We start from the raw sequence: 15,682 nt of genomic DNA on the forward strand, positions 1-15,682 counted from the left end.
TTTCATAGTGAAAGCACCAATTCGTTCATATTGCCAACAATATCCCCTTCTGAAAGTCCCTTTGTCTGTAAAATGCAGCGTACTAGCTCGCAAGCCGCACTCTTTTGTTCCTCCGCCAAAACCCCGCCGTCCTGCTCAAATCCTGCATGGATTTGCTTCAGCTTTCTTATGGGCTGCACCACTCCCGCTTCATATTCGTCTTCAGCTTCATTCTGATTTGGCGTGGATACAGCAAGTGCAAGACATCGGTTAATAAAATTCGTATTTTTATGGAGCAACATATGGTCATTCTTAAATCGAGTTATATCTTCTTCTTTATCAAAAGCGAACGCCTCAATTTGTACTGGTATATCTTTGATCATGTTGCGTAAAACAGAGCCTGGCCCAAGTTCGATTAATAAATTTACCTTCTGTTTACTCATGAAGCATATCGATGGCTCCCACATAACAGGACAAGTCATTTGTAAAAGCAAACTATGTGCAATATCGAGTGGAGAAATATAAGGACGTCCCGTTAAGTTAGAAATGACAGGAACGTTCCAATTTTGAAAAGTACATTGATCGAGAATGAACGACAGCTTGTCTGCAGCTTGCTGCATCAGAGGACTGTGAAAAGGTCCACTTACATTTAGAGGTACATGGCCCACCTTATTTCGGTCAAGTATGTCCAATAATTTGGGAGCAGAGCTGCGATGAGCAGAAACAACGTATTGTTTTGAGGTGTTATAGCAAGACACGACTACAGGAGCTTCATCCGAAGTGATTTCCCTACATACCTGTTCAATCCACTCTTTTCTGACTCCCTTTACTGAAACCATAATCCCGATTCCATCCTTAGCCGATTCTTCCATAAGCAGACCTCTTTGACGCACTATGTATAATGCGCTGTCAAAGCTCAGAGCTCCAGCAGCAACTAATGCTGAGTATTCTCCAAGACTATGTCCTGCAACGAACCTTGGTTGTATTCCTATCTCGTTCATGTAGAAACGATGTGCTATCGTGCTTACAGTAAGTATCGCCGGCTGAGCATTCATCGTTCGGGATAACTCAGACAAGCTTCCATCCAGGCAAAGCGCCCTTAGATCCATTCCTAAAATTTCATTTGCTTCTTCAAAGATCTCACGAGCTTCAAAATAATTTTCCAATAGCCACTTGCCCATTCCTACATATTGTGAGCCCTGGCCTGGAAATACCAATGCTGCTTGACTCATTTAATTTTCACCTCTTTGACCAATGATGAGGAAATAAGATTGCTAGAAATCTTTGATGTAAAATGTTAGTTAATAGAATATAAATTTTATTAAATTCTTATTTATGTAAATAAATTATTTTTTGTTATTATTTGTATTAAATTGGGTATTAATTAATATTAATCCATTTGATGTTCCAATCCCTTCCTCTACTATCTTTCCTATAAATTACTTTAATGTATTATTTTAAAATATAACTTTCGTATATTACAATAATATTTATATTTTGGAATTTCAATATATTTTTTCATTTTATCTCATATTTACCATAAAAGTTAATATTATATTAATCCATGAGTGTTAATTTATTATTATCGTGGTATAAACATTCATTTACACCTTTAAATGAATGTACTAGAAATCTGAATCAGAAATGTAAACGATAAAATTTCAAATTTCACTTTTGTTTATGCGAAGTTTATTGACATAGCATCAAAATAAACAATCCACTATATGGAATTAATATATTTCGATTGGAATTTGATTGCTTATCGTGGCATATATTTCATGGAACCATCTTACAAGCTCAGCTTAGAACGCTTGGGAAATTAGAGGCATCTTAATTCAATGAATATTGGAGGTATTTATCAGTGGATAAACAATCATTCGGTTCGTTTACAGCAAGATACCTTAAAATTTTCGGAATTTTGGGACTAATCGTCGGAGTCGTTTTGTTCATTCTAACCATAGCTGGACTAGAAATTCCTGTTGTAATCGGAACAACGTCCTATGAAGGTATGACATCATCTCTCTTTCTCCTCATTGGATCACCAATTGCGCTGCTGATCATCGGATTTATCGTTTCCATTTTTGCTTATTCTGCAAAAAAATAATTATAGGTTCATATACGAAGGGGCTGTTCCAAAAGTAGGTTTACTGTCAAAACTAGAAATAGCGGTGCAAGGAAGATGGTCCCTGCACCGCTTGATCCTGCCAAACATTCTATGACCGTATCTCATGTCTAATAGTGTCATGATGCGGAATTCCTGAAATTCCTGCAAATGTGCAGGCTTTGTTTATGTAAAGCCCCTAAATGCCCTAAATTGCTGCAAATGTGCAGGTTTTCTCTAAGGATTCTCTTCAAACTAGTCTATTCTGAAACATATTCCTGCATTTTTGCAGGCTTTTGTGCATCCTTTCATGGCTACTTTAATAAAACTGCATTTTTGCAGCTTTTCCTCATAACTAGCCTTTCCACTGCTAAAGAAGAGGTTGTCCCTCAAAATTATCTTAGATAACTTTTGGGACAGCCTCTCTTATTGTTGATTGCCTAACTTTTCAGGATTCTTCTACCCATACCAACATTTCACCAAGTCCGCAATTTGCCCATGTAAAGTAAGGAATGAACTTTAGGGTAGTATTTTCTTTATGCCACTGTGAATCGCTTCGATACAGGTGGTTTGACCATCCCTCAGCTTGGTTAGGGGCACAACGTTTACCCGTCGCCAGTATGACATTCAAACCTTCTCGCAAGCTATCATCAGGGATTACCTCAAAATGACTCTTTACATAAAATTTGGATATAACCCCCATACCGATGATTCCGACACGAATGTTCATATAACAGATACCTCCTTCTCAACTTTCAACTCGGATAAGCCCAATCGATTAGCCAGTTTAGTCAATTGTTCATAAACAGTGATATCAAGCTGAACAAGATCGGAGGCTTGCTTGCGTACCGTCTCTAAATAACCCGGATATACAACCTGTTTCACAGAGCTGTCTGTCGGACATCCCAGCAGTGTCAGCAGCATACGATCCATATGTGATTTGAATTCGTCTTTCGGACGGAAAGCATCTATATTAATGGCCAGAAAAAAATGACCGATATTCTGATCCTCTTGTCCATATCTCTGACCATCCGGCTCCAGCAGTCTCGGGTCCGGACCTACATTAGCACCGGACAATACACCGCATAGAATATCAACCATTAAGCCCAAACCGTATCCTTTGGCTCCCCCTGTCTCCAGCGAACCACCGAGCATTTGTAAATGGCCTGTCCCATCAAAATAGGCATTAGGATCTGTAACCGTCTTGCCTTCATCGTCAATTAACCAGCCTTCAGGAATCGATTCCCCGCGTCGTCTCGCCGCTTGAATCTTGCCTGTAGCAACCACCGTAGTGCTCATATCCAGTACAAAAGGCGGCACCTCACCCGCCGGTGCGCTTACCGCAATCGGATTTGTACCAATCATCGCTACCTTGCCTCCGATCGGGCGGGCAATCGTCTGCGAACCAAGATTGGTCATCGCCATCCCGATCATTCCTGCTTCAAGAGCCTTTCCGGTATAGTAACCCGCACTTCCAAAATGAGAACTGTGGCGAACCACAACACAACCAATCCCCACATTCTTCGCCTTTTCGATAGCAAGCTCCATGGCCCGTGCTCCGGCAATCAGCCCCAAACCGTTCCTGGCATCCATCAAAGCAGTACCGGGAGCTTCAGTTACAATCTCGTATTGCGCTTGAGCATGGATTCGGCCATCCTGCTGGCTTGAGATATAGATCCGATCCAAATTGGCCACACCGTGGGTATCGAAGCCATTCTCATCGGCGTAGCAGAGTACCTCTGTTGCTAATAAACTATCCTCTTCCGACATGCCGCTGGAACGGAAAGTATTTGCTACAAAACTGTGCAAAGCTTCCCGCTGAACCTGTACAAATACGCTGCTCATCTATTCAACTCCTTCACTCGTTTATTGCGCAAAACAGATGCATAAGCTTGTAGCAATTTGCAAATCGAGCCTGCATATTGCTCTAAATCGCTAAGGTGCACGTACTCTCCATCCGCGTGCGCCAAATGATCAGCCAAGCTTCCTGGTCCATACACAATAGAATAAACATCCCGACGCTGTGCCCACATAGCATCGCAAGTAAAAGCTTGTTCCTGCAGTTCATCGGGATTACGAACCATTCCAAGCTGATACAGGAATTGTTCAAGCTCCGCATGTCGATTCTGCAAGACCGGCAGTCCTTGCTTCACCCACGTTAGCTTGCAGATTTTTTTCGCTTCCTGAGCAGTTAATGCGGCGATGCCTATAGAAGCATATTTGGCGGTAAAACTGTGTAAAGCTGTTGAAAAAACTTCCTCCACCCAGCAACGGATTCTATCACCGCTTTCAGTTGATGAATACGCAAAGTTAATATGACATTGACCGCTGCCAAACACCTTATTGTGCATTTGCCCTGTATACAAACCAGCAAGACACATCTTTCCATGGTCATCCTCAATGCGCTGTGACAGTTCATCTACTAAATACTGTGCCAAAAACCCTAGAAGCAATGTCGCATTATGCCCATTGTGCGGCGCATCATCTGTAGAATCACGACCGTTAACCTCGATGCGAGCCGTCATAGAAGTAGTAGATTGATCGAAATAATACCCGCCTGAAGGCTCTGCAAAAATATTCAGCCTGCCCAGCCAACCCTGCTCAATCAGCGGTTTCGTGCCGTAAACTCCCATGGCGCCGCCTTCCTCCCCAGAGACGCATTAAATCAGAATCGAGAGATCATCAAGTAAATCAGGCTCCTCGGCTAAGGCAGACTGTATCCCCGCGAGCAATGCAACGCCTGCCCCCTTCATATCGACTGCTCCACGACCCACAAAGATTTCGCGTTCATAACTCACCGGAAAAGAGCCTTCTACAGTATCCATATGAAAATTGAACATGACTGTTTCTTCCAGAAGGCGTTGTTCTCCTATGAGCAGTACCATACTGGGTTGACTCTCCCAGAATGCCTTGCCCATTTCTTCGGCTCGTTCCTGGACAGATAGGGGGATTGCTTCATTTTGCAGCAAACGCGGATGAGGCGGAGCATGATGGACCACTTTACAGGGAGTTCGTTCCGCTGCAAAATTAGCATAAAGCGTCTGCGCAGTCATGATTTCCGACACTCGTCCTGTCTCCATTGGAGATACGGTGTCCAATTTAAGCAATTCGTGCAGTAATTCCACATGATCTGAAGTAAACAGCGATTTGCTGATCAAATAAATACACCTCCCTCAGTGGAGGAGAACATGTCCGCTAACCATCGCTCAAAATGACGTCCGTATGTTATATATGAGGCGCTCATATCGCTGCCTCCCCCGCTCTGCTGCAAATGCGGAATCAAATGCAAATGGGGTTCAATCGCAAGGATGCCTCGATAATCATGGTCATACAGCCATTTCACGCATTCTCGTACCTTTGAATGCCCTTCTCCGGGAAGCGTGTATATCGTATCACTTCGCTTTCGCATCCCGTCTTTGATATGAACATGTTCTACATAGGGCCAAACCTGCTGCAAAAATTGAAAAGCATCATATTTGTAAGCAATGCCGTTCCCCGTATCAAACAAAAGACGAAAAGCCGGATGATTGATTTTTTGGATCAGAGAGAGGCAGTTCTCGGCTGATTCCCCACCCCAGCCGGAGCAATTTTCATGCAGAAGAACAATCTCGTTCTTTGCAGCCAGCTCCGTCAATCGATGCATCCGCTCAACAACGCGGTCTCGCCATTCATCTTCCGGAAGCCCGTCATTAGGATAAGACATCACTCGCACATTCCTGGAACCCAGTGTATGCATCCGATCAGCGAGTATTCTCAACTCTTCCTCATCTTGCTCAAAAGGCGCCGTAATCGGTCGGGACCAGTTGGCTATACGTGAATCAATGACCGTAACGCGAAGCCCGGCTGCAGCAAGATCACGGCAAACACCCAAAAATACCCCATAATCCCAATCAGAAAGAAACTCACCTTGAAGCGATCTTAATTCCATTTCCTCCCAGCCAAGATCCAGATGCGCCCGAATCTGCTCACCAAGCGATTGACCGGCTTCATCACCTAATCCAGACAGTAAATAAGGATGCTGCCTAGACATGAGCCTTCACCTTCGCATAAAAATTCAATACTTGTTCAATCACCTGCTCTACATGAGCATCCGGCATTTCAGCGTACAAAGGCAAGGCAATTGAACGCTTACAGATAGCTTCTGCGTTTGGAAAATCCCCTTCCCGATGTCCTAAATAAGAGAACGCCGGCTGCAACGGAAGCGTTCGAGGATAATACACTTTCGTTTCGATCCCCTCGCGGCTCAGGTGATCGCGTAGTTCATCGCGACGTTCTGCTTGAAGCACATAGGTGTAATAGACACGTTCATATGGCGTTTTTGTCACTACATGTACCTGCGTAGCCAGGCTGGAAAATGCCTTCGAAATTTAATGGAGTTAATTTACATCTTTTATAATTTTATATAAATTTTACTTTAATTTATATAAATAATTGTAAAAAATTGTCTGTCACATAAAATTCGCAATTTGTTCCCATCGTTTTATGTTGCTTCTGTCAACTAAAAAAAGCACTCAATCGTGCTGTATATCAGGAAATTACATTACAATCCATAGAGGAAATGAGTTGCTCGTTTACTCTAGACGCGAACAATAGGCTTAGTGACTCTATCTGACTTTTTTCCTCACAAAACTACTTTTTAATCGCAGACTGTTTGAAATCTGGTAAAAAACCTTTCACATCACTATTATTTTCATCTCTCTTTGCCTTGCCGGAACCGTCAGAAAAAAGTAAGTTAATATATATACAACAAGCCATACTAGAAAAGAGGGTCATCTATGAAAATATTGATTATTGAGGACGACTCCAGTATTCAGACGCTCCTTAAGCTGAGCCTACAGGTAGAAGGCTTTCAGGCGAAAGCGGTAGGTACGGTTGCGGACGGGTTGTCTGAGCTGGAAGCTGAACATAGCGACCTCGTTCTGCTTGATCTGATGTTGCCCGATGGATCGGGGTTTGAGCTTCTGCAAAGAATGCAGCAGGAATACACGTCGATTCCTGTCATTGTTCTAACGGCAAAAAACGAGATGAACGATAAAATACTCGGTTTTCAGCTCGGGGCAGATGATTATTTGACGAAACCGTTTGAGACGAGAGAACTGCTAGAACGAATAAAAGCCGTTATGCGAAGAATGAAGGCCACGGTTCCTCCAGAAACAATCAGCATCGGATGTATTGAGATCGATAAACTAGAGCGTTCGCTCAAGCTGAACGGACAACTGATCAAAACAACGAGCAAGGAATTTGATTTTATGTGGCTGCTATGCACAAATCCCAAGAAAGTTTTCACCCGTGAGCAGCTTCTTGATCGAGTATGGGGATTTGATTACTACGGTCACACCCGCTCGGTTGACATGATGGTCAATCGATTAAGAGAAAAAATGAAGCCTAACGATTATCTAGTCGCCACCGTACACGGAACAGGCTATAAACTGGAGGTTTAAGCTATGGGGTTGCGGAATAAAATGTTTCTCCAACATGCCGTGACCATCATTATGCTGCTTGCAGCGATGTATTTTGTTGTAAACTACACGCTGAACAAGAGTATGATTGAACGGGATACCCAGACACTCAGTCAGTATTTCGCCTTGCATCGTATTGAAGCACTAAAAATTGTTAGCGATAAAAAAATCAATATGGATGAGTTGTTTTCCGGGACCTATGCTCCCTTCATTGCTTCACACCTCGCCTCCAACATTAATTTGCAGGTTCAGCTTTTTGCTCCAGATGAGACTATCGTTGGCAGCAGTACGGATAAGGATAACTTGCTGAAACGAAGCGATATTACCGCCGCCTTGCAGGGAGAAGCCGCAACGGTGATTGCCGCAGGTGAAGGAACACAATATTTAATCTACTCCGCCCCCTTCTGGTACGAAGGAAAAATAGTCGGAGGTTTTCGATATTTGCTTGATTTGAATCAGAATATCCAGACGCTTAGTCAAATGAGAATCTGGTTCGTAGGAGCAGCCATTGGCTGTCTCATATTGTCTCTTTTTGCTACCTATTCCTTCTCCTCTTTTCTGATGAAGCCACTGCAAGCATTGCAACAAGCACTCAAGCTTGTGTCCGTAGGTGATTTCAGTAAAAAAATTAAAGTAGAAACGAAGGATGAAGTGGGAGAATTGGCGCAAAACTTCAATCAGATGTCTGATGCACTAGAGCATCATATCGAGATGCTGCATTATGAACAAGGTAAGCAGAAGGCTTTTTACGATAATATGACTCATGAATTAAAAACTCCTTTGACCTCTATCATTGGATTTTCTGATTTGATAGATAAATTGGATACTCTGGACAACATCCGTGACTGTAATACGTACATCCGTAAGGAAAGCTCCCGCCTACTAACAATGGTGGAGGAGTTGCTTCAGACGTCGTTAAAGGGCGAGGAAGAATGGAGGATTAGAATGGAGCTGGCTGATCTCAAGACACTTGTCACAGAAAGTCTGAGCATACTTCTTCCAACCATTCAAAAATCGCATATTACTTCTACGGTCAGAGGATCGGCAAGTGAAGTATATGTTGATCCAAAAAGAACTCAGCAAGTGCTATTCAATGTTATTGGCAATGTGATTAAGCACAGTGAATGTACGTATCTGGAAATCAAGCTGGCTGATCAAGGACAGTATTCCATCATACGCATTAAGGATAACGGTAAAGGCATTCCAGAGGATCAATTAACGAAGCTGTTTCTCCCATCATCAGAGAAGCAGGATCGCGAGATTTCCAGTGATACTCATGGCCTTGGACTGCCGTTAGTTAAACAGTTCATGGAATTGCAAGGCGGTGCAATCAACATTCAGTCCCATGAAGGTGTCGGTACAGAAGTTCTGCTTAAATTCAATAGGTACTTACAAATGTAAGCGCTGTTACAAAACTGATACAATTCTGCGATTTTTCTGAGATATAGGGGAGGTAAAGTAAATGCCAGAGGATAAGAAAGGGCTTTCATGGTTTCGCCTCATCTTGGTTCAAGTCGTAATAGGCTGTCTGTTAATTGGCATTTGCTCTTATATCTTCCGAATTCCTATGAATGAAGTTAGCGTAGTAGCTCCATCGCAAGATGACCCAAACAGGTTTACTGGTATACCAATGCGTGTAAGCCTTACTTATCCGGGTCTTGGAACCATCACCATTGATGATCCAAAGGAACTTCTTAAGCTGAAATCTTCTTTCTCAGACTTGCTCTCATCTGGTAATGATCGGAGACATAATAAATCTCCGCGTCTACTCCTTACTGGTATGATGGCCTATCTGGATCAGGAGGATATACCGTTTACGGTTGAGACAAATGCTTTTCGGTTCGGAGATGTATCGGTCAACTCGCTAAATGTAAGCGCGAACATTCGCAAGTTGCAGAGCACGTTGATTGACAAAGTATTAACAACATCGACGATCGGAAACGCCATCGAAAAGAAAGATAACGAAGTGTTCAAGCTAGAGAACGGCGAGTTATTCTCTCTTTCATCGGACGAAAGGAAAGCGCTAATAGGCGAGGTTCGATCCGCAGCGCGCATTATAGATTTCAGCCATTTCGATAATGTAGAGCAGCAGCCGAATGCACATTTTGTCATTCAGCTTGAGGAGTACGATCAGCCGAGAAAACACTGGATACATCTCGATCGATTCGGCAGCATCTATTTTGTCGTATATGACCTGCTTGATGAGACAAATCAAAGAGCCTATTTCAAACTCAACGACGCTTCTTATTAAGAAAGGGTGGGTTGAAGTATGGCAAGACAGAAGAAAAATAAAAGTTCCATCATTATTTTATCCGTTATTGCAGTTGTATTAATCGCCGGATTCTTTGGTTACAAATCGGGGATTTTCGGTGGTAAAACCAAAGGGAAAATTACTGTCTATTCTATTTTCCAAGAAGAAGAGGCACGTAAAATTCTTGATAGATTTAAAGAAGAAACAGGCATTGATTATGATATCCTCCGTCTTCCAAGTGGTGAAGCGGTTTCTCGGGTTCAGAACGAAATGGCGAAGCCTCAAGCTGACTTCTTGATGGGTGGTCCAGCTGACTCTCACGTAGTTTTGAAAGACGCTGGAGCTCTTCAAGCTTATGTATCCCCTAACGCTTCTGACATCGCTGACAATATGAAAGATTCTGAAGGATTTTGGACTGGATTCTACTTGAATCCAATCGCTATCGGTATTAATGAAGATCGTTGGAAAGAAAAATATGGTAATGACCCATACCCTGAAACCTTCAAGGATTTGTTAGATCCTAAGTTTAAAGGTGAAATCGGTATGTCTGACCCAGCTACGTCCGGTACTGCTTATACTGCAGTTGCATCCCTTGCTCAAGTATGGGGTCAAGACGAAATGATCGACTTTGTTAGACAATTGCTGCCTAACTTGAAAGAAAGACCTAAATCCGGTATCGAACCGATTCAAAAAGCAGCTAAAGGCGAGTACACCATTGGTGTTACATTCCTTGGCGACCAACTCAAAATTAAAAAACAAGGCAATCCCATTGTCAGTGTCGTTCCTGAAGGAGCCGGTTATGAAGTCGGTGCTCTGTCTATCGTGAAAAATGGCCCTAACACTGAAGCTGCCAAGAAATTGATGGACTTCATGCTAACTGAAGAACCAGGTACAATTTATACTTCATCTGCGTTCTCAGTATCAGTTAAACCATCTATCCCTGTTCCAGAAGGCGGTATCGACATCAAGACAACAAAATACAACACCTCCTATGACTTGTGGACAGCAGCTTCTCAGCGTAAAGATTTGCAAAACGCTTTGAAGGATTTGAAATAAAAGAGACAAGAGGCATTGTTAGAGGCTTGATGCTTAAGACAATGCCTCCTTCATTGAATAGCAGAAAGGTAGGTGTCGCCACCTATGATGAAAGAAAAAAAAGGCACTGGGGAGTCGATGAAAAGGCTCTTCAAGGATCCATCGTCACTCATACTTGTGCTTACTAGTTTTATTTTTCTAATTCTGTTCGTTATTTATCCGCTGATCGTCGTTGTATTTACATCAGGTTTTGACAACTGGGGTACTTTTTTCAGTAAACCACGGTATGGTAAAGCACTGCTTAATACGATCGTCAGTTCCTCTCTATCCGCTTTAACAGCAACCGTTGTCGGATTTATATACGCTTATGCAATCAACTATAGCAATATTAAGGGCAAGAAATTTTTCCGCTTCATCGCATTTATACCGCTCCTTGCTCCATCGGTAATGAGTGGTCTGGCGTTCCTGTTGTTGTTTGGCCGCGGTGGTATGATCTCCCAATGGCTGAATTCAAATTTTAACATTGAGCTAGATTTGTATGGCCTTCCGGGATTGTGGATTGTACAGACGATCTCCTACTTCCCACTGGCATATATGACGATTACCGGCGTCCTGCGCTCCATTTCTCCTAACCTGGAAATTGCTGCGCAAAACCTTGGTGCGAGAGGCTTTAAGCTGTTCCGTACTATTACATTGAAGCTAGCTCTTCCGGGCGTAATCAATGCATTCCTGCTCGTAGCGATCAACTGCTTCGCAGACTTCGGTAACCCAAAACTGATCGGTGGTAACTACAGCTTGCTGGCGGTAGAAATTTACGGGGAAATCATTAACAACGAACCTGGACTTGCTTCCGTTATGGGTATCATTCTCGTTATTCCTGCACTTCTTGTCTTTTGGCTTCAAAATAAGGTTCTCTCAAAAGGTTCCTACTCTACGATTACGGGTAAACCGGTATCCGGGCTGAAACGGATTACTACATCTAAGAAAACCGATACCATGCTCTTTATTTTTAACAGCTTGATTTCATTGTTCATTATTTCAATGTTTGCTATTACGATTCTGTACGCCTTTACGAAAAACTTTGGTCGTGACAATACCTTTACTCTCGACCACATTATGAAAGTAGTATTCAGCTCTTCAAGCCCAGCTGTTCTTAACAGTTTGGTGTTGTCTCTGATTAGTGCCGTTCTGGCCGTTGCTTTCGCTTTGGTACTGGCTTATGTTATCATTCGCAAACCGTTCCCAGGCAAAAAGGCGCTCGATTTTACCGCTGTATTACCTATCGCACTCCCAGGAACATTCGTAGGTCTGGCTTTAATTGTTGCATTCAGCAAAGGACCAATTGTTCTACAGGGTTCAGCGGCGCTCATCGTCATTGCCATGCTGCTCAAGCAGATGCCTGTCGGATATCGTGGATTAACGGCTGCCTTCAAGCAAGTGGATAAATCCATTGAAGAAGCTGCTACGAACCTTGGGGCGAACAGCCAAAAGACTTTGTCCACGATTGTATTCCCAATGCTGCAAAAAACCGTCGTAGCCAATTTTGTCTATGCGTTTATGAAAAATATGAACACCTTGAGTACTATCATCTTCCTCATCACGCCGAAGTGGGTCGTGGCCGCTGTATCCATCTTCAACTACGCAGAGACCGGAACTTATTACTGGGCAGCAGCAGTGGCTGTCGGCTTGATGGGTGCAACACTCGGAACGCTTGGAATTATCAAGCTGATCTTCCGCGACAAGGTAAAAATATTCGACTTCTAGATAAGTAGTTAAAAAAGGGAGTGAACCTCATGGAACCACAAGTGCTTCTTGACTTAAAAAATGTAAACAAGGTGTTCGGCAATAACCATGTACTGAGAGATATAAATTTGCAAATTGAACGAGGTAAATTCATTACGTTTCTTGGGCCAAGTGGTTGCGGCAAGACAACCCTGCTCCGTTCCATCGCTGGGTTCTATACGGTTGATGAAGGTGAGGTATGGATCGACGGCAAACAAGTTAACGACCTTCCTCCATACAAACGCGGCACACCGATGGTGTTCCAGGAATACGCATTATTCCCTCACATGACCGTATTTGATAATATTGCTTACGGACTTGATATTAAAAAAAGACCTGAAGAAGAAATTGAGAAACGTGTAAAGGGGGCCCTCGCTCAAGTAAAATTGACTGGACTAGAAGGACGTTATCCGCATGAGATGTCCGGTGGGCAGCAGCAGCGTGTAGCCATGGCTCGTGCACTGGTTATGAATTCACCGATTATCCTGCTCGATGAACCTCTAAGTAACCTTGATGCCAAGCTTCGTGAGGAGGTTCGGGTTGAGCTGCGGGGTATTCAACAGGATCTTGGGCTGACAGTAATCTATGTTACCCATGACCAGCTCGAAGCTCTTTCCATGTCCGACTATGTCGTTGTTTTCAACAAAGGGGCTATTGACCAATACGGCACGCCACATGAAATTTATTATGAGCCTCGTACACAGTATGTAGCGGATTTTATCGGTACGACTAATTTCATCGAAGCTACTGTATTGGAGCATAATGAACGTGAAGCACTGGTGAGCTATGGAAAGGAAACTCCGACTAAAGTGCTTGCCAAGGTTCTTGTTAACAAAGGCGAGCAGGTATTGCTCAGCGTTCGTCCTGAATCACTTCGTATCAATCATCCCGATGGCGGAGAATTCTGCATTCGCGCTACTGTGAAATCCTCCATGTTCCTTGGCGAGAAGGAACGTTATTTCCTAGAGGACAATGCCGGTAAGGAATGGATTGTTGATGCCTATGACATAGGACAAACCCACTATACTGGAGAAGTAGTCATCACAGCCTCTGCGGACAAACTTCATCTCATTAAAAAAAACAATGACTAAAAAACCAACTGATACAAAAAAAGGAAAACATTTCGTTTTCCTTTTTGGCGTATAATTATAGTTTGTTTACTTGAGTCCATGACTCAGAAAAACCTGGAAAAGTGCAGGAATTCTACTCCATTTTTCTACTTTATTTTGTAAGTATCAGTATTGTTATCATTGTTTTGTTTATATAGAGGGGGCAATGAGATTGCAAAAAAGGTGGTTCTTGATTCTACCTATTGTTGCTGTGGCACTGCTGCTGATCACAATTTATCCTAGGGAACCGATCAATAAACCGCTTAAGGTGTATGTTATTTTTCAGGAGGATGAAGGCCGTATACTACTTGAGAAATTCAAAAAGGAGACGGGTCAGCCTTATGAAATTATTCGTATGTCAAGCGGAGAGGCAATCTATCATCTGCTGGAAATGAACCCTTCAGGAATTGATGTAGTGCTTGGTGGACCCGCCGATTTGCATGAGCAATTAAAGAGCAAAGGCAAATTGTTGCGCTATTCCCCACGTATGAGTGATAAAATATCAGATGCCTACAAGGACAGCAGCGGTTACTGGACAGGAATGTACATGGGCAGTCTGGCTATTGGAGTCAACGAACAGGTATGGAAAAACGACCCTTCACTTTTATCTTTACCTATGCCAGAGAGCTACGAGGATCTACTGCAGCCACAATTAAAAGGCAAAATTGAAATTCCTGATCCTGAAACCTCCGGCACCGGGTATACCCTGCTTGCTTCTTTAGCACAGGAACGTGGCGAAGATGAAGCGATCCAGCTTATGTATGCATTAAAGAATCAGAGCTCTACGACGACCTTTTCTGGCATTTCCTCTGCCCAACGACTTGCTCTGGGTGAAGTTGCCGCAGTCGTAAGCTTTCTTGGCGATCAGCTGCGTTTCACCAATTCAGGCTACAGCATTCACTCCTCCATCCCTCCCCAAGCAGGTTGGGAGGTTGGAGGAATATCAATTTTAAAGAGCAGCACAAATAAAGATGCTGCCAAGAAACTTTTAGATTTCTTGCTTTCCAAAGATGCCCAAACAACATATATGAATTCCGCTTTCTCACGGCCTGTTATTCCAGGCATCAAAGCCAATTCATTATTGGAATCTGTGGAGATGGAGAACCAGCTCTCGACATACCGTTTTGATCTTGCCGCCTCTAATCATGATGAACTACTAAGTCGCTGGCGTGAGATTAATAATTGAGTATTTACTTCGTTTAGTCGAATCCAATACATTGGGCTAGTTGGGTGTAAAGCGGCGAGGACAAGCTATCGTTCAGACCCTCACTGACTCGTCCTTTGTTATATATATCGCTATATAAGTCATTCTATCCAGAGCGATGAGCTTGCTGCATTTAATCCGTTGGTCTCGGCTATACGTGAAGCAGTAGCATCAGCGATCTTCCTGTTGCTGCAACAGGCTGGCTTTATCAATTCATGATAGGCGGGTTTCATCACTTATGAGTTCGGATATGTCTCTCTCAAGAAATGGACTGACTGAACAATTAATGCTTTCAGGATGTCCACATTAATATCCGCTACTTTATTGATATACACACACGCTTTTCCCGATGTATGCTTACCGAGATCATTTAACAGGGCTTCCCTCTCAGTATCACCAGTCGCAAAATATAAGCTAATCTTCGCTTTTCGAGGTGAAAAACCGACGAGTGGTGCGTCACCTTCATGTCCAGTCGCATATTTGTAATGATATGAACCGAACCCAATAATGCTTGGTCCCCACATCTTCGCCTCATATCCCGTTGTTTCAGTAAATATGTCTAACAGCTTATAGGCATCCTCACGCTTCTTAGTGTTATCTACGTTCTCAATGAACTCGATTACGCTGTTGTCGGTTTCCTTAGTTTTTTGTTCGTACATGAGCAGCATTCTCCTTTTAACTGTAATCATAATCATGACTTCAAGGTGAGTTTTAAATCAATTTTACCATAGGAGTCACTTCAAGCCTGTTCCACTTACAAAA

The 15,682-nt window shown here is 43.0% G+C and carries 15 protein-coding genes and 1 pseudogene; 8 read left to right on the plus strand and 8 right to left on the minus strand.

Annotation, left to right across the window (positions count from 1 at the left end):
* Positions 1–2 precede the first annotated feature (2 nt).
* Entirely contained in the window at positions 3–1,211 is a 1,209-nt protein-coding gene (gene fabD / locus BLS49_RS08195; protein ID WP_091228265.1) for an ACP S-malonyltransferase, read from the minus strand.
* A 629-nt stretch (positions 1,212–1,840) separates the two neighbouring features.
* Between fabD and BLS49_RS08200 the strand changes: the two genes are divergently transcribed.
* On the plus strand, positions 1,841–2,083 hold the full coding sequence (locus BLS49_RS08200) for a hypothetical protein (RefSeq protein WP_091228267.1): 243 nt from the start codon (positions 1,841–1,843) through the stop codon (positions 2,081–2,083).
* Positions 2,084–2,528: 445 nt separating this feature from the next.
* On the opposite strand, the gene BLS49_RS08205 is transcribed toward BLS49_RS08200, so the two are convergent.
* The 6 genes and pseudogenes from BLS49_RS08205 to BLS49_RS08230 all read right to left on the minus strand — a co-directional run bounded on the left by BLS49_RS08205 (position 2,529) and on the right by BLS49_RS08230 (position 6,405).
* The gene (locus BLS49_RS08205) at positions 2,529–2,810 is read right to left on the minus strand and encodes a hypothetical protein (protein ID WP_091228270.1); all 282 of its coding nucleotides are present in this window, start codon (positions 2,808–2,810) and stop codon (positions 2,529–2,531) included.
* Complete coding sequence (locus tag BLS49_RS08210; RefSeq protein ID WP_091228272.1) at positions 2,807–3,925, minus strand: Ldh family oxidoreductase; 1,119 nt, start codon at positions 3,923–3,925, stop codon at positions 2,807–2,809. Before BLS49_RS08210 ends, BLS49_RS08205 begins: the two co-directional genes overlap by 4 nt.
* Positions 3,922–4,722 (minus strand): annotated as a pseudogene (locus tag BLS49_RS08215) (hypothetical protein); the annotation flags it as partial. The pseudogene BLS49_RS08215 and the gene BLS49_RS08210, both read right to left, overlap by 4 nt.
* Before the next feature lie 18 nt (positions 4,723–4,740).
* The gene (locus BLS49_RS25605) at positions 4,741–5,238 is read right to left on the minus strand and encodes a M20/M25/M40 family metallo-hydrolase (protein WP_091228276.1); all 498 of its coding nucleotides are present in this window, start codon (positions 5,236–5,238) and stop codon (positions 4,741–4,743) included.
* The gene (locus BLS49_RS08225; protein WP_091228278.1) at positions 5,235–6,110 is read right to left on the minus strand and encodes a sugar phosphate isomerase/epimerase family protein; all 876 of its coding nucleotides are present in this window, start codon (positions 6,108–6,110) and stop codon (positions 5,235–5,237) included. The genes BLS49_RS25605 and BLS49_RS08225 overlap by 4 nt, the downstream gene beginning before the upstream one ends.
* Positions 6,103–6,405: a DegT/DnrJ/EryC1/StrS family aminotransferase gene (locus BLS49_RS08230; protein WP_245742306.1), complete on the minus strand. Its 303-nt coding sequence runs from the start codon at positions 6,403–6,405 to the stop codon at positions 6,103–6,105. Before BLS49_RS08230 ends, BLS49_RS08225 begins: the two co-directional genes overlap by 8 nt.
* Positions 6,406–6,855: 450 nt before the next feature.
* Between BLS49_RS08230 and BLS49_RS08235 the strand changes: the two genes are divergently transcribed.
* The 7 genes from BLS49_RS08235 to BLS49_RS08265 all read left to right on the plus strand — a co-directional run bounded on the left by BLS49_RS08235 (position 6,856) and on the right by BLS49_RS08265 (position 14,902).
* Positions 6,856–7,521, plus strand: coding sequence for a response regulator transcription factor (locus tag BLS49_RS08235; protein ID WP_091228280.1), 666 nt, complete (start codon positions 6,856–6,858; stop codon positions 7,519–7,521).
* A gap of 3 nt (positions 7,522–7,524) precedes the next feature.
* Positions 7,525–8,940, plus strand: a complete 1,416-nt coding sequence (locus BLS49_RS08240; protein WP_091228281.1) for a sensor histidine kinase — start codon at positions 7,525–7,527, stop codon at positions 8,938–8,940.
* A gap of 61 nt (positions 8,941–9,001) precedes the next feature.
* Entirely contained in the window at positions 9,002–9,790 is a 789-nt protein-coding gene (locus BLS49_RS08245) for a DUF3919 family protein (protein WP_091228283.1), read from the plus strand.
* An 18-nt stretch (positions 9,791–9,808) separates the two neighbouring features.
* Positions 9,809–10,846, plus strand: coding sequence for an ABC transporter substrate-binding protein (locus tag BLS49_RS08250; protein ID WP_091228284.1), 1,038 nt, complete (start codon positions 9,809–9,811; stop codon positions 10,844–10,846).
* 84 nt (positions 10,847–10,930) lie between these two features.
* Positions 10,931–12,589 (plus strand): ABC transporter permease, encoded by a 1,659-nt coding sequence (locus tag BLS49_RS08255; protein ID WP_091228286.1) that lies wholly within the window; start codon positions 10,931–10,933, stop codon positions 12,587–12,589.
* A 29-nt stretch (positions 12,590–12,618) separates the two neighbouring features.
* Positions 12,619–13,698: an ABC transporter ATP-binding protein gene (locus tag BLS49_RS08260; protein ID WP_091228288.1), complete on the plus strand. Its 1,080-nt coding sequence runs from the start codon at positions 12,619–12,621 to the stop codon at positions 13,696–13,698.
* A 190-nt stretch (positions 13,699–13,888) separates the two neighbouring features.
* Positions 13,889–14,902: an extracellular solute-binding protein gene (locus BLS49_RS08265; RefSeq protein ID WP_175471350.1), complete on the plus strand. Its 1,014-nt coding sequence runs from the start codon at positions 13,889–13,891 to the stop codon at positions 14,900–14,902.
* A gap of 254 nt (positions 14,903–15,156) precedes the next feature.
* Here BLS49_RS08265 and BLS49_RS08270 read toward each other — a convergent pair whose 3' ends face one another.
* Positions 15,157–15,579 carry a DUF1801 domain-containing protein gene (locus BLS49_RS08270; RefSeq protein ID WP_091228292.1) on the minus strand — a complete coding sequence of 141 codons (423 nt, stop codon included), beginning with the start codon at positions 15,577–15,579 and terminating at the stop codon, positions 15,157–15,159.
* Between the last annotated feature and the right edge of the window lie 103 nt (positions 15,580–15,682).

Origin of the sequence: Fontibacillus panacisegetis, assembly GCF_900102215.1 — a bacterium.
GTDB classification, from domain to species: Bacteria; Bacillota; Bacilli; order Paenibacillales; family Paenibacillaceae; genus Fontibacillus; species Fontibacillus panacisegetis.